The sequence below is a fragment of the Phycicoccus avicenniae genome (genome assembly GCF_050496545.1).
Lineage (GTDB): Bacteria > Actinomycetota > Actinomycetes > Actinomycetales > Dermatophilaceae > Phycicoccus > Phycicoccus avicenniae_A.
Window position 1 is genome coordinate 48925 of sequence record NZ_JBNVZV010000014.1, and the last position, 17285, is coordinate 66209.

The following is a 17285-nucleotide window of genomic DNA, read 5'->3' on the forward strand; positions in this document are numbered from 1 at the left end:
CGGACCGTGGGTGGCCTCACGGACGGATGTGAGGTCACCGGCGGGAGGAGACTCCCGCGTTTCACGAGGCGTCATATAGCGGTCGCCCGTGGGAAGGAAGAATCACCGTGCTCATCGCACAGCGTCCCGTCCTCAGTGAGGACGTCGTCTCCGAGGCCCGGAGCCGTTTCGTCATCGAGCCCCTCGAGCCCGGCTTCGGCTACACGCTCGGCAACTCGATGCGCCGCACCCTGCTCTCGAGCATCCCGGGTGCCGCGGTCACGAGCATCCGCATCGACGGCGTGCTCCACGAGTTCTCCACGATCCCCGGGGTCAAGGAGGACGTCACCGAGATCATCCTCAACATCAAGAGCCTCGTCGTCTCCTCGGAGCACGACGAGCCGGTCGTGATGTACCTGCGCAAGCAGGGCGCCGGCGCGGTCACCGCGGCCGACATCGCCCCGCCGGCCGGGGTCGAGGTCCACAACCCCGACCTGCACATCGCGACGCTCAACGACAAGGGCACCGTCGAGATGGAGCTGACCGTCGAGCGCGGTCGCGGCTACGTCTCCGCCGTCCAGAACAAGGCCGGTGACCAGGAGATCGGCCGCATCCCGGTCGACTCCATCTACAGCCCGGTCCTCAACGTCACCTACAAGGTCGAGGCCACCCGCGTCGAGCAGCGCACCGACTTCGACCGCCTCGTCGTCGACGTCGAGACCAAGTCCTCGATGGCCCCGCGCGACGCGCTCGCCTCCGCGGGCAAGACCCTCGTCGAGCTCTTCGGCCTGGCCCGTGAGCTCAACGTCGAGGCCGAGGGCATCGACATGGGCCCGTCGCCGACCGACGCCGCGCTCGCCGCCGACCTGGCGCTGCCGATCGAGGACCTCGACCTCACCGTCCGGTCCTACAACTGCCTCAAGCGCGAGGGCATCCACACCGTGGGTGAGCTCGTGGGGCGCAGCGAGGCCGACCTGCTCGACATCCGCAACTTCGGTGCGAAGTCGATCGACGAGGTCAAGGCCAAGCTCGCCGGCATGGGCCTGGCGCTCAAGGACAGCCCCCCCGGGTTCGACCCGAGCCTCATCGCCGACCGCTACGACGACTTCACCTTCGGTGAGGGCGAGGACGACTCGGCGTTCGCCGAGGACGAGCAGCTCTGACCCGCGCCTCCAGGCACGTTTAACCAAGGAGATCATCAATGCCTACCCCCACCAAGGGTCCCCGCCTCGGAGGCGGCCCGGCTCACGAGCGGCTGATCCTGGCCAACCTCGCGACCTCGCTGTTCGAGCACGACTCGATCACGACCACCGAGGCCAAGGCCAAGCGGCTGCGCCCGCTGGCCGAGCGCCTCGTCACCTTCGCCAAGCGCGGTGACCTCTCGGCGCGTCGTCGGGTCATGACCGTCGTCCGCGACAAGGGCGTCGTGCACCGTCTCTTCGTCGAGATCGCGCCCGACATGGCCGAGCGCAACGGCGGCTACACCCGCATCACGAAGATCGGCGCCCGCAAGGGCGACAACGCCCCCATGGCGGTCATCGAGCTCGTCCGCGAGCCCGTCGCCAAGAAGGCCACCGTCAAGGAGGCCGAGGCGGCCACCAAGCGTTCGGCCAAGGACCGGAAGGCCGCCGAGGCCGAGGTTCCGGCCCCCGGCTCTGCCGGGGAGGCCCCCGTCGAGGAGACCACGGAGGAGACGGCCGCGGTCGAGCTCCCCGAGGGTGCCGTCGCCGCGACCGAGGACGGCTCGGCTCCCGAGGGCTACACCGTCAAGGGCAACGCCGACTCCGGCAAGTACCACGTCGAGGGTTCGCAGTGGTACGACCAGACGGTCGCCGAGTTCTGGTTCGAGAGCGCCGAGGCCGCCGAGGCCGCCGGCTTCGAGCCGGCCGGTGGCGCCGAGAAGCAGCAGGTCGAGGACGAGGACTGAACCTCTTCTCGCCCGGCATGTGAACGGCCCCTTTCCCGCGACAGGAGAGGGGCCGTCCACGTGCTACCGGGGCCATGGCAGAGCCATGAAGGCCGCGCCCCGCCGGTGCTGATGGCGGTGCGACTCCCCGGTACCGGGCCATGGCGGCCGATCAACTGGCCATATTGATCAGGCGGCTCGCGTCATCGTGCAGTCGCAACGCGCCGCCCTCGGTGAAGCTCGCATCTGTGACTAGCTCGTCGACGTCCTCGACCCAGTCCTGCCAGCGCCTGGTCGCGTCCGGGTCTGGAAGCCGTGCTGCGTCCAGGGCCAGCTGCATCGCCGCGCGCCTGATGAGTAGACCGTCGTAGTCCTGCCGGGGTGGTTCGCCGGCGCGCTTGATGACGTCGTACAAGGTCGTGAGCCCCGACTTCAGATCGGCGACCATGTCACCGCCCGGAGGATTGCTCCGATGCGTCAGCGCGGCGCAGACGCCGGCGGCGATCAGGGTGGACACTCCTGCCGTGGCGCCCTCACCAACGCCCTCCATGAGACCGGTGCCCACCATGTCGCTGACGACTGCGACCAAGAGCAGACGCGTGGGAGTCACCCGGTCGTGCGCAGCTGCCACCATCCGGCGAAGCCTCGACTTCACGTCGCGTCTTCCTCCGGCCTCGTGGCTTCGGGCTACCCGGTCGGCCTCGTCGGTCAGGTCCTCGAGGCGCGCGACGAGCTGACGCAGCTGGCACTCGGTGTCTGCTGCGAGAACCGCAGCGTGGTCAGGGGTCACGCCATGGGCCAAGAGGGAGATCAGGGGCTTCTGGATCCGGTCGACCCATTCGTACGCCGGCGGCGGCCCTTGGTAGCCCAGAACGTCAAGCACTACCTCGACGTTCTGCCGTGCCGCCTCGACGAGCAGCACTTGGCCACGGAGCCCGACCTCTTGCCTGTTCACCTCCCCGCGGGCGAGGTGCCTCCAGATCTCTTGATCGTCGAGGAGACCTCGATAGGTCGCGGCCAGGCCTCGGCCGGCATCGATCAGCTGGTCCAGCAGTTCCTCACGCCGCACGTCTCGGCGCGAGCTGGTGAAGAACGATGCCTTGGTGAACAGGTTGTTCTCGAACTCCGCGTCCTCCGCGAGCGCCGTGCTGGCAACCTGCCCGCTACGCTTCAGCGCAGCGTCCATCGACCCGAGTCGCTCAGTCAGCGTCGTCTGGCGCTGAGGGGTCGCGCACTGGCCCGTCTGCGTGACCTGCCTCGGTTTCGGCACGCTGCTGCGTTTCGGCTGCGACGCGTACTGACCTGCCATCACTTCGCCCCGATGGCCGTCGCCTGCTCCGACGCCGGCCGATCGCCGGAGCTCGGCCGTGTGCGGCCTTCGTTCGTCCCGGAACCAGCCACCGCGCCGGGCGCGGGTCTGGTCTTCTTCCGTCGGGGCAGTCCCATCGCGTCGCGGAGTGCCTCGGTGACCGAGTCGGGACTGACGTCGTCGGGGAAACTGAAGTAGAGGGAATGCGCCCAAGCGGGCATCAGTCGCTGCGGGGTATTGCCGGTGACCTCGACGTCCCTGATCCCGGCGCCGAACAACGGCGCCAGTGCGCCCCCGAACCAGTCGCCGAGGAAGCCCCCCCGGGTCGGGAAGAATACATTGGTCCAGCGGACAACCGCGAAGGGGGCGCCTTCGTGAAGGACTTGGCGGTTGCCGTCCTTCTTGCGCCAGGAGTACCGGGTTCGGCCCCGGGTGGGGCCGTTCCCTTCCTCCTCGATCAGCGGTGGACAGGTCGGCAGCTCGTGCCGTTCCTTGCGCCGCTCGAATCCGAGAGCGCCCTTCCCCGGGAGGAGGCGGTCGGCGAAGTACATGGGAGTGCCAACACTGACGAAGTCGGTGATGAGCCATGGGTTCCCGGTAGCGCGCAGCCCCTCGAACAGGAGCGCTTGGGCGTCCTGATAGTTCGTCGCATCACTCTCCCCGCGCTCCACCGCATGGGCCATCTGCTCCAGGTCGTCGAGCCCCGCCAGGTCGGTGGCCCCGGCACTGGCCGTCTCGGCGTTGGTCAGGCCCCACAGGTACGCGATGGCATCGTAGGCGATGTAGGCACCGAGACTGTGCGCGACGATGACGATGCGGTCATAGTGCTGGTCCCCGCGCGCGCTGCGTGCGTGCAGAGCCTGCAGCATCTCGACGAGCCCTTTCCGGATGTCCCTCCTCACGCCGTACGAGCGTGGACTGGTATCGAGATAACGCACCACGTCGACGAAGCTCGCGGTCAGCCAGAGCGGCAGGAGCCGTGACACCACGTAACTGAGCGCCGCGGAGGCCAATGCACCGGAGACCAGGCTCGCCACGAGGCTTGTCGCCAGGTCGTCGCCCGGTCGCCAGACGCCACTGAGCGGCCCCCACCCGACGGCCCAACCGAGACCCACGATCACGAGCCAGGCAGCCAACCAGACGCCTCGCAGGCCGGCTGGGACCCGGGTCGGGCGACACAGCACCATCCGGCGGAAGGTGGGCCACAGGTCATCAAGCCGATTGCCCTGCATCTTGTCGGCCCAGTGGTACTCGAAGAACTCGGTCTGCGGGCGGACTCTCTCCGTGCCATCGCCGTCTGCTTCGAGGTCGACGTACGGTGCCAGGAATCGCCGCGACTCGAACGACCCCGTGACGGACTCCGGCCGCGAGTAGAACTGTCGCTTGCCCGCGACGTCCGGCTCCAGAGCCGAGTCGACGAACCGGGTCAAGGTGTCCAGCGGTCGTTGCCCACCCATTCCGTGGATCACCACGACAGCCTGTCGCCCCATGAGCGCACCCCTTACGACGTGACACGCAGTATTCCCCCCACCCGGTACGGCGTCCAGATGCAGTGCGGTACGACGTCGGTGTCGCGTGAGGTATGGGCCGGCAGGACCCCGGCGGCACGACGGGGAGCGCCGATGAACCGCCGTGCCCGACCACCGCGCGCCGGTCGGGCCACGGGTCTCCTCCGATGGCGGAGAGCGGACCGCTGTCCTCGAGGTTCCGGCTGGCCCGCCTGGCCGTCTCCCGCGCTGGAGGCGGCCCTCGTGGCGTCCGGTCGCTGGCTAGGCTGCCCGGGTGACCGTGCGCCTCCGCCTCGACCTCGGGTACGACGGCACGGACTTCGCCGGCTGGGCCGCGCAGCCGGTGCTACGGACCGTCGAGGGCGTGCTGTCCGAGGCCCTGACCACGGTGCTGCGGGCTACGGAACCGGTGCGGCTCACCGTCGCCGGACGCACGGACGCCGGGGTGCACGCCCGCGGCCAGGTGGTGCACGCCGACGTCGACGAGGATGCCTTCGCGCGGCTGCCCGGGCGCTCGGACCGGCCGCCCGAGGTCGCGGCCGTGGCCCGGCTCGCCGGGGTGCTGCCCGCCGACGTCGTGGTGCGCCGTGTCGCGGTCGCGCCGGACGGCTTCGACGCCCGGTTCTCGGCCCTGCGCCGCCGCTACCTGTACCGCGTGTGCGACGACTCCGCTGCGGTCGACCCGCTCCGCCGCCGGGACACCGTCGTCGTCCGGGACCACCTCGACGTCGCGGCGATGGACGAGGCGGCCGGCCGGCTGGTGGGGCTGCGTGATTTCGCCGCCTTCTGCAAGCGGCGCGAGGGGGCGACGACCGTGCGGACGCTGCTCGAGTACTCGTGGCGTCGGGGTGGGGGCGGCGTGCTCGAGGGCACGGTGGTCGCGGATGCGTTCTGCCACAGCATGGTCCGGGCGCTTGTCGGGGCCGTCGTGCCCGTGGGGGAGGGGCGGGAGGCATCCGGCTGGCCCGAGGAGGTCCTGCGGGCCGGCGCCCGCGACCCCCGGGTGAAGGTGATGCCCGCGCACGGCCTCTCGCTCGAGGAGGTCGTCTACCCCGGTGACGAGGCGTTGGCCGCTCGCGCCGAGGAGGCCCGCGCCACCCGCACCCTCCCCGGCTGAGGTCCGCAGCGCCTACCGTGGGCCGATGGCCCATCCCGCCCGCTTCGACGACGACGACCCGCTGCTCGTGCGCGTGCGCGACATCGCGCTGGGCCTCCCGGGCGCCGACGAGAAGGTCAGCCACGGCCGGCCGACCTTCTTCACGAAGAAGGTCTTCGCCATCTTCGGCGGCGTCGTCAAGGGTGACCACGGCTCCGACGCGCTGCGGCAGGCGCTTGTGTTCCTGCCCGAGGCCGACGAGCGGCCGGCCCTGCTCGAGGACCCCCGGGTGAGCGTGCCCGGGTACGAGGGGACGTACGGCTGGCTCGCCCTCGACCTGCGCGGTGACGTCGACTGGGGCGAGGTCGCCGAGCTCGTCGAGTCCTCCTACCGGGCCACCGCTCCCGCGCGCCTCATCACCGAGCTCGACGCCCGGACCGCTTGACACCGGCATCGGTCGGCGTCGCGCTCGGTTCTGGTTCGGGGCGTGGGTTCTGGTCCGATGCGCCGGATGGCGGCGAGAAGTCACCGCCGCCCGGGAGATCGGACCCGAGCGGGACCGACGCGAGGTCGGGGCGTCCCGACTCCGTGCGATCTGCGCTGCTCCCCGCCTGACCGCACGCGCAGCCGCGCACCTGACCCGGAGCCGGCCCCGACCCGACTTATTGCGCATCTCCCACCTCGACCGGGCCTCTGGGGCCCCGGAGAGGTGGGGGATGCGCAATAAGTGGGTGAACGGGAGGCGGGGGATCCGGGAGGATGGTTGCTCGTGGGACACCTCGACATCGGCGCCGTCGGCTTCTCGCTTCCCGACGGCCGGCCCCTGCTGCGCGAGGTGACGTTCCGCGTCGGCGACGGCGCGAAGACCGCCCTCATCGGGCCGAACGGCACCGGCAAGACCACGCTGCTGCGCATCCTGGCGGGTGACCTCACCGGGTTCGACGGCGCCGTGACCCGCAGCGGCGGGCTCGGGGTGATGCGTCAGTTCATCGGCAAGGTGCGCGACGACACGACCGTGCGCGACCTGCTCGTCTCGGTCGCCCCCGAGCCGGTGCGCCTCGCCGCCGAGGCGGTCGACCGCACCGAGCTGGCGATGATGGAGCGCGAGTCCGAGCAGGACCAGCTCGACTACGCGCAGGCGCTCGCCGACTGGGGCGACGTCGGTGGGTACGAGTGGGAGACGCTCTGGGACGTCTGCACCGTCGCCGCGCTCGGCATCCCCTTCGAGCAGGCCCAGTGGCGCAAGGTCTCCACCCTCTCCGGCGGCGAGCAGAAGCGGCTCGTCCTCGAGGCGCTGCTCCGCGGCCCGGACGAGGTGCTGCTGCTCGACGAGCCCGACAACTACCTCGACGTGCCGGCCAAGCGCTGGCTCGAGGAGCGGCTGGTCGAGTCGTCGAAGACCGTGCTCTTCGTGAGCCACGACCGCGAGCTGCTCGACCGGGTGGCCACCCGCATCGCCACCCTCGAGCCGGGGCACGGGGGCAACACGGTGTGGGTGCATCCCGGCCGCTTCTCGACGTACGAGCAGGCGCGCATCGACCGCAACGACCGCCTCGACGAGCTGCGCCGCCGCTGGGACGAGGAGCACGTCAAGCTCAAGGAGCTCGTCCTGATGTACCGCCAGAAGGCGACGTACAACGACGGGCTCGCCTCCCGGCTGCGCGCCGCCGAGACCCGCCTGCGCAAGTTCGTGGAGGCCGGCCCGCCCGAGGCGGTCCCGTTGCGGCAGAAGGTGACCATGCGGCTCACCGGTGGCCGCACGGCGAAGCGCGCCGTCGTGGCGACGGCGCTCGAGCTGCGCGTCGACGGGCAGCGCCTCGTCGAGCCGTTCGACGCCGAGATCTGGTTCGGCGAGCGGGTGGGCGTGCTCGGCAGCAACGGCTCGGGCAAGTCGCACTTCCTCCGGCTGCTGGCGGCCGGGGGCAGCGACCCCGACCGCGAGCACCAGCCCGTCGGGGACATCCGGCCGCAGCCGGTCGAGCACGCGGGCCGGGTCGTGCTCGGCTCGCGGGTGCGTCCGGGCTGGTTCGCGCAGACCCACGACCACGCGGCCCTGCACGGGCGCACGCTGCTGGAGATCCTCCACCGCGGCGACGAGCACCGGGCGGGGATGCCCCGCGACCTCGCCGCTCGCGCGCTGGACCGCTACGGGCTCGCCGCGGCCGCCGAGCAGTCCTTCGACTCGCTCTCCGGCGGCCAGCAGGCGCGGCTGCAGATCCTCCTGCTCGAGCTGTCCGGGGCGACCCTGCTGCTCCTCGACGAGCCGACCGACAACCTCGACCTGCACTCGGCCGAGGCGCTCGAGGACGCCCTCGCCGCGTTCGAGGGCACGGTCGTCGCCGTCACGCACGACCGCTGGTTCGCCCGCGACCTCGACCGCTTCCTCGTCTTCCGCGCCGACGGTACGGTGGCGGCCACCGACGAGCCGGTCTGGGACGAGGGCCGGGTCCGCCGGCCGAGATGAGGGAGCACGCGATGGGTCCGCAGTCACCGGCCGAGCGCCACCGCGAGGTGGCCGCCGTCTTCACCGACCGGGTGCGCGGCACCCGCGACTGGGACGTCCCGGCGCCCGTCGAGGGCTGGACCGCCCGCTCGGTCGTGGAGCACCTCACCACCTGGTACCCGGCCTTCCTGGCCGGCAGCGGCGTGGCCTTCCCGCCGCAGCCCAGCGCGGCCGAGGACCCGCTCGCCGCGTGGGAGGGGCACGTGGCCGCGGTGCAGGCGCTGCTCGACGACCCGGAGCGGGTCGAGCAGCCGCTGGACAACCCGCACATCGGCTCGATGAGCCTCGGCGCGGCGACCGACATGATCTACACGACCGACGTCTTCCTGCACACCTGGGACCTCGCCCGAGCCACCGGGCAGGACGACCGGATGGACCCCGAGGTCTGCGCCGGCCTGGTCGAGGGGATGGCCGGCGTCGAGGAGTCGATGCGCTCCTCCGGCCAGTACGGACCGCGCGTCCCGGTGCCCGACGACGCCGACCCGCAGACCCGGCTGCTCGGGTTCATCGGACGCGACCCGGCGTGGACGCCGCCGGCAGGGTAAAGAGTTCTTCAAGCCTGTGCTCCGGATCTTCATGTAAAGCGTTTACGCACCTAGGTTGGGCGACTCGCACACCGAGCCGGACGGCCCCGCCGCCGACCCACCCCGAGGAGCACCGATGCTTCGTCCCCGTCGACGCCTGTCCGTCCTCGCCGCCGGGGCCCTGGTCCTCGCCGGCGCCGTGGTGGGCATCGCCCCCGCCACGGCCGACCACACCGACACCCCGTCGCGGGTGACCCTCATGGGCACGCTGATGAGCGAGCTCGGCTGTCCCGCCGACTGGTCCGAGGACTGCACGTCCACCGACCTGCTGCCGGTCGCCGGGTCGCCCGGGCTCTTCGCGCGCACCTTCACCGTCCCGGCCGGCGACTACCTCTACAAGGTGCGGCTGAACGGCTCGTGGGACGAGAACTACGGCGACGCGACCTTCGGGGTGGCCGACGGCAACATCCCGCTGCCGCTCACGGCCCCCACGACGCTGCGCTTCACCTACGACCACGCCACCCACCGCGTCCGGGTCGGGCCCGCCGAGGCCCCGTCGAGCCGGCCGACCCGTACCGACGCCCGGCTCGCGAAGGACGGCCTGCGCAAGGACCTGACCCGCGAGAACTTCTACTTCGTGATGGCCGACCGGTTCGCCAACGGCAGCGCCGGCAACGACCGCGGCGGGCTCACCGGCTCGCGCAGCGCCACCGGGTTCGACCCGAGCGACCAGGGCTTCTACCACGGCGGCGACCTCAAGGGCCTCATGAAGAAGCTCGACTACATCGAGGGCCTCGGCACGACCGCGATCTGGATGACGCCCTCGTTCAAGAACAAGCCGGTGCAGGGCGAGCCGGGCTCGGAGTCGGCCGGCTACCACGGCTACTGGGTCACCGACTTCACCCAGATCGACCCGCACCTCGGCACCAACGCCGAGCTCAAGCAGCTCATCGACCTGGCGCACAAGAGGGGCATCAAGGTCTTCTTCGACATCATCACCAACCACACGGCCGACGTGCTCGACTACCCGTCCTCGGCCTACGACGAGACCGGTCAGGTGCCCTACAAGACCAAGGCCGAGTCGCCGTACACCGACGCGTCCGGGGCGCCCTTCGACGACCGCGACTTCACGATGATCGGCGACGACTTCCCGGAGGTCGACGCCGCCACCTCGTTCCCGTACGTGCCGACCTTCCGCACCGAGGCCGACAAGACGGCCAAGGTCCCGGCCTGGCTCAACGACCCGACGATGTACCACAACCGCGGCACCTCGACCTTCTCCGGCGAGAACAGCGAGTACGGCGACTTCCCGTCCGGCAACCGCTCCGCCCTCGACGACCTGTGGACCGAGCGGCCGCAGGTCGTGCAGGGGATGATCGACGTCTACAAGACGTGGGTGAAGGACGCGGGCGTCGACGGCTTCCGCATCGACACCGTCAAGCACGTCAACATGGACTTCTGGAAGCAGTTCGGCCCGGCCCTCCAGGGTTACGCCGCACAGGTGGGCAACAAGGACTTCTTCATGTTCGGCGAGGTCTACGACGCCGACCCGCGCTTCATGTCCCAGTACACGACCGAGGGCCGCCTCCAGGCCACCGTCGACTTCGGGTTCCAGGGCAGCGGGGTCAACTTCGCCAAGGGCAAGCCCACCAGCGAGATGCGCGACTTCTACGCCCTCGACGACTACTTCACCGACACCGACTCCAACGCCTACTCGTTGCCGACCTTCCTCGGCAACCACGACATGGGCCGGGTCGGCAGCTTCCTGCGCCAGGGCACCTCGTGGACCGATGCCCAGCTGCTGCGGCGCGACGAGCTGGCGCACTCGCTGATGTACCTCACCCGTGGGCAGCCGGTCGTCTACTACGGCGACGAGCAGGGATTCTCGGCCCCGTCGGACGTCCCGGGCGGCATCGGCGACCAGCGCGCGCGCGAGGACATGTTCCCGAGCAAGGTGGCGCTGCACAACGACACCTACGACCTCATCGGCACCCGGGCCACGACCGCCGACGCGAACTACGACACGAAGCACCCGCTGTACCGGCACATCGCCGAGCTGGCGAAGCTCCGAGACAAGCACCCTGCCCTCGCCGACGGGGCGCAGGTGCACCGGTACGCCTCGAACGAGGCCGGCATCTTCGCCTTCAGCCGGATGGACCCGGACGAGAAGGTCGAGTACGTCGTCGCGGTGAACAACGCCGAGACGGCGAAAAGCGCGACCTTCGCGACCTACCAGCCGGGCCGCAGCACCCTCAAGGCGGTGTGGCCGGCCTCGGCCCCGAAGCAGCTGCGGACCGACGCCGAGGGCCGGGTCACCGTGAACGTCCCCCCGCTCTCCGGCGTCGTCTACCGGGCGACCGCGAAGCTGCGGGGCGACCGCGTCGCGCCGCGCCCCGCATTCAGCGCCCCGGGCGCGGCGGGCATCGTCACCGGCCGGGCGGAGGTGGGCGTCACCGTCCCCGGTGGTGACTTCACGCAGGTGACCTTCGCCTGGCGGCGGGTCGGCACGACGGGCTGGACGCCGCTCGGCACCGACGACAACGCGCCCTACCGCGTCTTCCACGACGTGCGCGGCCTGGCGCAGGGCACGCCGGTGGAGTACCGAGCGATCGCCCGTGACCACGACGGCGACCTCGGGGTGGTCTCGACGAGCGCCGTCGTCGGCCAGCCGCAGCCGCCGGAGGAGGACGGCGTCGTCCTTGGCCCGATCACGCAGCCCGACGCGGTGTCGGTGCCCGGCAGCCACGGCAGCGAGATCGGCTGCGGGGCCGACTGGGACCCGCCGTGCGAGGACATCCAGCTCGCGCTCGACGACGACCAGGTCTGGAAGGGCACCTTCAGCCCCCAGGCCGGCCAGTACGCGTTCAAGGCCGCCGTCAACCGGTCGTGGGACGAGAACTACGGGTCGGGCGCCAAGCGCAACGGCTCGGACATCGCGTACACGACCGACGGCGGGCCGGTGTCGTTCTACTTCGACTACCGCACGAAGTGGGTGACGAACACCGAGCTCGACCCCGTGCTCGTCGCGACCGGTGACTTCCAGTCCGAGCTGGGCTGCCCCACCGACGGGGACGCCTCCTGCATGCGCTCCTGGCTGCAGGACCCGGACCGGGACGGCACGTACTCGTTCTCGACGATCGGCATCCCGGCGGGTACCTGGTCGGTCTCGGTCGGCTCGAGCGGGCCGCAGTCGTTCACGGTCGCGGAGGGGGAGGCGACGACGATCTCGTTCCAGCGCGCCACCTCGACGATCGGCGTGGACACCTTCGTCCCGGACCTCGGGCCGGACCTGAGCACCGCGCGCGCCTCGTGGCTGACCCCCAACCGCGTGTCGTGGAACCTGCCCGACGAGCGCGGCAGCTGGACCTACCGGCTGCACTACGGGCCGAAGGGCTCGCTCGCCCTCGACACCGAGACCGTCGGCGGGTCCTCCGTCCCGCTGACCCTCGACCGGCGGGGCCTGCCGACCTGGCTGGCGGACCGCTACCCGGACCTCGCCGACCAGGAGGTGCTGCGGCTGAGCAGCCGTGACGCCCGGGACGCGCGGAAGATCTCGCGGGCCGGCCAGGTGGCCGTCGTCGCCTACGACGAGCTCGGACGGGTCGTGCAGGCCACCGGCGTGGAGGTGGTCGGCCGCTTCTGAGGCGGACGTCAGCGCCCGGTCGGGCCGAGCACGACGTCGCGGCCGTCGAGGCGCACGGCGAAGCCCGCGCGGGTCACCCGCACCTCGCGCAGCACCATCCCGTCCGGCACGCCGGGCACCTCCTGGCGGATGGTGACCAGCTCGCGGACCAGGGCGCTCGCCGCCGAGTCCACGACACCCGGCCCGCCGAGGTCGACGGTCTCGGGCGTGAGGAGCAGCCCGCCGGCGTCGGCGCGGACCCGTCCGGTGGCGCGGACCGTGACCTGGCGCCCGAGCACCGTGGCGGTCCGCTCGACCCCGGCGCGGCCCCGGCCGGCGTCGAAGAGCCGCACGCCCTCGCCGACCTGCCGCGCGACGGTGTCGAAGGGCAGGGTCGCCGAGAGGTCGAGGCGGGCGGCCCGCAGCCCGGCCGGTCCGAAGCGGACTCCCGAGCCGGTCGCGGTGACGTCGGTCAGCGTGCCGTCGGCCGCGACGACGTCCTCACCGGTGAGGCGCACCGCGCCGAGCCAGGTCTCGTCCGCCGCGAGGTCCGCGGGCGGTGTGGGAGCCGTCGAGGACGTGGGGGAGGCGGGCGGCACGGGCGCCGGCGGGGCGCCGGACCCGATCGAGAGGAGCAGGGCGCCGGCCGCCGCCGCGAGGACCACGAGGGTGGTGACGACACCGAGGAGGAAGCGCTTCACCCGGTCAGGGTGTCACGCCCGCATCGCCCCGAGCGTCCGGGCGAACCCCTCCGGCACGAGTACGTCGTCCGGGGTGAGGTCGTGCACGGACGCCTTCCCGAGCCCGAGCAGCGCGGAGGAGATGCCGCCGGACATGATGTCGAGGACGTTCTCGACACCGGCCTGGCCGTTCGCCGCGAGACCCCAGAGGTAGGCCCGGCCGATCATCACGGCGCGGGCGCCGAGGGCCAGGGCCTTGACGACGTCGCCGCCCCTCCGGATGCCGGAGTCGAAGACGACCTCGACGTCGTGACCCACCGCCTCGGCGATGCCGGGGAGCATCCGGATCGCGCCGGGGATGCCGTCGAGGTTGTTCCCGCCGTGGGTCGAGACCGAGATGGCCGTGACGCCGGCGTCGACGGCGCGGCGGGCGTCGTCGACCCGGCAGATGCCCTTGAGCATGAACGGGCCGCCCCACGCCTCGCGCATCCAGGCGATGTCCTCCCACGACGGCGGCGGCGTGGTCATCCACTCGCCGTAGGCGCCGAAGAAGGTGGGGCCCTTCTGGCCCGGCGCCCCCATGTTCGGGGTGGTGAGGTCCGGGAGGGCGCCGGAGCGGACGAAGTCGAGCAGCCACCGTGGCCGGCGGACCACCTCGGGCGCGAAGGACATCATCGCCCGGGGGGTGAGGGCTTCCGGGATGGTCGGGCTGCCCCAGTCGCGCCCGTGCGAGAAGGTCCAGTCGAGGGTGGCGATGATCCCCTTCGCTCCGGCTGCCCGGGCCCGCTCGAACCGCTGCTCGATGGTGTCGCGGCCCCCGGACCAGTAGATCTGGAAGAAGGTCTTGTCGTTGACCGCCGTGACGTCCTCGATGCTGCTCGACCCGAACGAGCTGAGCCCGATGGCGGTGCCGCGGGCGGCTGCCGCGCGGGCCACGGCCACCTCGCCCTCGGGGTGGACGGCCTGGACGCCGGTGGGGGAGATGATGACCGGCAGCGCGAGGTCGACGCCCATCACCGAGGTCGCGAGCGAGCGTTCGGCCGGCCCACCCGCCACGTGCGGTGCGAACCCCAGCTCGGAGAACGCGGCGATGTTGTCCTCGTAGGTCAGGCCGCGCTCGGAGCCGGCGAGCAGGGCCTTGTAGACCGAGCGCGGGAGCCTCTTCTCGGCGCGGCGCTGGGCCTCGGCGACGGTCTCGAACCATCCGGTGCTGCTCATGGGGTGGCCTCTCGTGGGGGGGGCGGTGCTGACGGGCGGGGCGGTGACGGTGGTGGTGCGGGTGCGGACGGAGGGCAGGAGGGCGCGGGCCGACCTCTCGCGCAGGCAGCCCCACCAGAGGCCGGCGCCGTAGGCGAGGTCCTCGGCGCGGCGCAGCGCGACGTAGCGCGGGAGGTCGAGGTCGGGGCGGACGCGACGGTGGTCGAGGACGCCGTCGACGACGGCCGCGACGACCGCTGCCCGCCGGGCACGCCGCGAGATCGGCAGCAGGGCAACGGTGACAGGCCAGTGGTGGCGGACGACGAGACCCGCGGTCTGGGTCAGGGTGGCGTGCAGGCCGACCGCGAGCACCGCTCGGGCGGCACGGTGCGGCTGGTCACTGCCCGTCAGCCGCCGGGCGAGGGACTGCTCGGCGAACGCGGCGGCGGCGAGGGCGACAGGCAGGCTCCAGCGGCGCTGGGCCAGCAGCGCGGCGGCGGTGACGGCGGCCCAGGGGGCGAGCACGGCGGGGGCGACGGCCTCGCCGTGGCGGGTGGCGAGCAGGGCGGCGCCGCTGCCGTAGAACGCCTTTCGCCGCAGCCAGGCTCCGGCAGTCGTGCGGTGCTCGTGCCGCACGACGATGGACGGGTCGTAGCGCACGACGTGGTCACGGGCCACCCGCCACACGAGGTCGACGTCCTCGGCCACCTCGAGGGACTCGTCGAAGCCGTCGCCGAGGGCCTCCCGGCGCCCGAGCAGGACGGCGCTCGGCACGTACGAGACGCGTCCGTGCGGGTGCACCCGGGCGGGTGCGGCGCCGAGGTCGAGGGAGGAGCGGGCCGACTCGTAGCGGGCGAGCACTCCCCGGAGGTCGTCGAGCCCGAGGACCCGGGGCGCGACGAGGGCGACCGCGGGGTCCTCGAGGTGCCGGCGCAGCGCGGCGAGGGCGGTGGTGTCGAGGACGACGTCGGAGTCGACGAAGGCCACGACGCCGGAGGTGACGGTGCGCAGGCCGGTGTTGCGCGCGGCGGCGGGCCCGCGACACTCCGGGTGGCGGACGTAGCGGGCGTCGTGGCTCCGGCACACCTCGACGAGGGCCGCGGGGTCGCGGGAGCCGTCGTCGACGACCACCACGGGCACACCGGGCAGCCCCCGCAGGAGCCGGTCGAGGGCCGCCGGGCGGTCGAGCACGGGGACGACCACGGTGACGTCGGTGAGTGGGGCGGGCGGGGTGCCGTTCCACCACGGGTGCGCCAGGCCGCGGTCGAGGAGGAGCCGGGCGACGCGGCCCGAGGTGGGGTCGTCGACGACGAGGGCGCCGCGCTCGTCGAACCGCTCGAGGGCGGCCGGGCGGAGGTGGACGAGCCGGCCCGACGAGCCCCCGAAGAGCGTGCGGCCGTCGTCGCAGCGGTGCGTGTCGTCGGCCAGGCGCACCCGGAAACCGCGGGGGAGGTCAGGCACGGCCGAACCCCCCGTCGGCCGGGAGGATCGCACCGTGGACGGATGTCCCTGCGGTGCAGCCGAACTCGATGACCGCCGCGACGTCGTCGGGGTCGAACGGCCGGGGTGGGTGCTGGTGCTGCGCGAGCTCGTGCACGTCGTCGAGGCCGTAGATGCGCGCCGTGGCGGCCAGCATCTCGGTGTCGGTGGCTCCCGGGGCCACGCCGCAGGCCGTCACGGAGGTGCCGACGAGGTCGGCGGCCAGCGCCCGGACGACGCCCACCGCGGCGTGCTTGGCGACGACGTAGGCGGAGAGCCCGTACAGCCCGCGGTCGCCGGCGACGGAGGTGGCCACGCACACCGTGGGCCGGTCGGCGGCCGGACGGGCCAGCAGGTGGGGGACGGTGGCGCTCGCGAGGTTCCACGCCGTCGTGGCGTCGGCCGCCCACAACCCGTCGCGCAGGTCGGAGGAGGTCTCCCACAGCGGGGACCCACCCGCGATCGCGGAGGCGCAGGCGACGGCGACGTCGAGCCGGCCGTACCGCGCGGTGACCTCGTCGACCGCGGCGCAGGTGGCCGCGAGGTCGCGCAGGTCGACGGAGCGCACCTCGATCCCGCTGTCGCGCAACGCCTGCGCATCGATGTCGGCAGCGTGGCGGTAGCCGACGGTCTCGCCGCCCAGCGCGTCGAGGACGACGACCGGCCCGCGTGCGGCCAGCCGCCGGGCGACGGCCGCACCGATGCCCCGGGCGCCCCCGCCGACGACGGCCACCCGTGCGGCGTCCTCCGGCCCGCTGCTCACGCCGGCACCCCGGAGCCCTGCGGACGGACGAGGCACCCGTCCTCGTCGACCGCCGCGGCGCGCACCTGGCGCGCCACGCGCTCGACCAGCTGCTCGAGGTGCGCACGGCCCTCGGCCGCCGAGGCGCCCCTCGGGTCACCGAGGACGCCGCTCGGCGAGACGGCGGCCACGCCCTCGGCCCGCAGCCGCGCCAGCAGCTCTCCGACAGGTCGGGTCGGGCCGGGGGCGGCGGCCTCGGTCCGTACGCTCGCGGGGTCGAGGGCCAGCACCATCGAGGTCTCCGCCCGGCCCGCGTGCGCGTCCCACCCGGGCTCGGCGCACGAGGTCCACGAGACGTCGTGGCCCTCCCACCGCAGCTGCCGCACGGCGTGGACGAGGGCCTGCGCGTTCCCGCCGTGCCCGGTGACGAGGACGACCGGCCCGCACCACCGGCGCGCGGAGCGGACGAGCTCGACGACGAGGTGCAGGAGGGCGTCGGTGCCGATCGAGACGGTGCCCGGGAAGCCCTCGTGCTCGCCGCTCGCGCCGTACTCGACGGTCGGGGCCACGACGGCGGGGAGGTCGGCCAGCCGCTCGGCGACACCGTCGCAGACGGCCCGGGCCACGAGGGAGTCGGTGTGCAGCGGGAGGTGGGCGCCGTGCTGCTCGACCGCGCCCAACGGCACGAGGACCGTGGCACCGCGCAGCGCGGCGCCGGAGGTCCGCGGCCCGAGGTCCAC

The 17285-nt window shown here is 72.6% G+C and carries 13 protein-coding genes; 7 read left to right on the top strand and 6 right to left on the bottom strand.

Features of this window, described 5'->3' with window-relative positions; all coding sequences use genetic code 11:
• The first annotated feature begins 107 nt into the window (after positions 1-107).
• Both ACQZ2A_RS12870 and rplQ read left to right on the top strand, forming a co-directional pair.
• A complete protein-coding gene (locus tag ACQZ2A_RS12870; protein WP_430211601.1) occupies positions 108-1142 on the top strand; it encodes a DNA-directed RNA polymerase subunit alpha in 1035 nt (344 codons plus the stop codon).
• 38 nt (positions 1143-1180) lie between these two features.
• On the top strand, positions 1181-1906 hold the full coding sequence (rplQ, locus tag ACQZ2A_RS12875) for a 50S ribosomal protein L17 (protein WP_430211603.1): 726 nt from the start codon (positions 1181-1183) through the stop codon (positions 1904-1906).
• Between the two features lie 151 nt (positions 1907-2057).
• Here rplQ and ACQZ2A_RS12880 read toward each other — a convergent pair whose 3' ends face one another.
• Together ACQZ2A_RS12880 and ACQZ2A_RS12885 are read right to left on the bottom strand one after the other, a co-directional pair.
• Positions 2058-3071, bottom strand: a complete 1014-nt coding sequence (locus ACQZ2A_RS12880; protein ID WP_430211605.1) for a hypothetical protein — start codon at positions 3069-3071, stop codon at positions 2058-2060.
• Positions 3072-3193: 122 nt separating this feature from the next.
• A complete protein-coding gene (locus tag ACQZ2A_RS12885) occupies positions 3194-4663 on the bottom strand; it encodes a hypothetical protein (RefSeq protein WP_430211607.1) in 1470 nt (489 codons plus the stop codon).
• A 319-nt stretch (positions 4664-4982) separates the two neighbouring features.
• Here ACQZ2A_RS12885 and truA point away from each other — a divergent pair, with 319 nt between their 5' ends.
• The 5 genes from truA (at position 4983) to ACQZ2A_RS12910 (ending at position 12468) form a co-directional block, all read left to right on the top strand.
• Complete coding sequence (truA, locus tag ACQZ2A_RS12890) at positions 4983-5819, top strand: tRNA pseudouridine(38-40) synthase TruA (protein ID WP_430211766.1); 837 nt, start codon at positions 4983-4985, stop codon at positions 5817-5819.
• A gap of 25 nt (positions 5820-5844) precedes the next feature.
• Positions 5845-6243, top strand: coding sequence for an MmcQ/YjbR family DNA-binding protein (locus ACQZ2A_RS12895; protein ID WP_430211609.1), 399 nt, complete (start codon positions 5845-5847; stop codon positions 6241-6243).
• A 324-nt stretch (positions 6244-6567) separates the two neighbouring features.
• Positions 6568-8262 carry an ABC-F family ATP-binding cassette domain-containing protein gene (locus tag ACQZ2A_RS12900; RefSeq protein WP_430211611.1) on the top strand — a complete coding sequence of 565 codons (1695 nt, stop codon included), beginning with the start codon at positions 6568-6570 and terminating at the stop codon, positions 8260-8262.
• Between the two features lie 11 nt (positions 8263-8273).
• Positions 8274-8846 (top strand): TIGR03086 family metal-binding protein, encoded by a 573-nt coding sequence (locus tag ACQZ2A_RS12905; protein ID WP_430211613.1) that lies wholly within the window; start codon positions 8274-8276, stop codon positions 8844-8846.
• A 115-nt stretch (positions 8847-8961) separates the two neighbouring features.
• Complete coding sequence (locus tag ACQZ2A_RS12910) at positions 8962-12468, top strand: alpha-amylase family glycosyl hydrolase (RefSeq protein WP_430211616.1); 3507 nt, start codon at positions 8962-8964, stop codon at positions 12466-12468.
• 8 nt (positions 12469-12476) lie between these two features.
• On the opposite strand, the gene ACQZ2A_RS12915 is transcribed toward ACQZ2A_RS12910, so the two are convergent.
• The 4 genes from ACQZ2A_RS12915 to mftE are packed head-to-tail and all read right to left on the bottom strand — an operon-like array spanning position 12477 to position 17285.
• Positions 12477-13148, bottom strand: coding sequence for an LmeA family phospholipid-binding protein (locus tag ACQZ2A_RS12915; protein ID WP_430211619.1), 672 nt, complete (start codon positions 13146-13148; stop codon positions 12477-12479).
• Between the two features lie 12 nt (positions 13149-13160).
• The gene (gene mftD, locus ACQZ2A_RS12920) at positions 13161-15785 is read right to left on the bottom strand and encodes a pre-mycofactocin synthase MftD (RefSeq protein ID WP_430211622.1); all 2625 of its coding nucleotides are present in this window, start codon (positions 15783-15785) and stop codon (positions 13161-13163) included.
• Positions 15778-16566, bottom strand: coding sequence for a mycofactocin-coupled SDR family oxidoreductase (locus tag ACQZ2A_RS12925; protein ID WP_430211624.1), 789 nt, complete (start codon positions 16564-16566; stop codon positions 15778-15780). The genes mftD and ACQZ2A_RS12925 overlap by 8 nt, the downstream gene beginning before the upstream one ends.
• The gene (gene mftE, locus ACQZ2A_RS12930; RefSeq protein ID WP_430211627.1) at positions 16563-17285 is read right to left on the bottom strand and encodes a mycofactocin biosynthesis peptidyl-dipeptidase MftE; all 723 of its coding nucleotides are present in this window, start codon (positions 17283-17285) and stop codon (positions 16563-16565) included. The genes ACQZ2A_RS12925 and mftE overlap by 4 nt, the downstream gene beginning before the upstream one ends.

Bases quoted from the DNA above. Each gene is read 5' to 3' on its own strand.
- rplQ (WP_430211603.1), top strand. From the start codon at position 1,181: ATGCCTACCCCCACCAAGGGTCCCCGCCTCGGAGGCGGCCCGGCTCAC.
- ACQZ2A_RS12880 (WP_430211605.1), bottom strand. From the start codon at position 3,071: ATGGACGCTGCGCTGAAGCGTAGCGGGCAGGTTGCCAGCACGGCGCTC.
- ACQZ2A_RS12895 (WP_430211609.1), top strand. From the start codon at position 5,845: ATGGCCCATCCCGCCCGCTTCGACGACGACGACCCGCTGCTCGTGCGC.
- ACQZ2A_RS12905 (WP_430211613.1), top strand. From the start codon at position 8,274: ATGGGTCCGCAGTCACCGGCCGAGCGCCACCGCGAGGTGGCCGCCGTC.
- ACQZ2A_RS12910 (WP_430211616.1), top strand. From the start codon at position 8,962: ATGCTTCGTCCCCGTCGACGCCTGTCCGTCCTCGCCGCCGGGGCCCTG.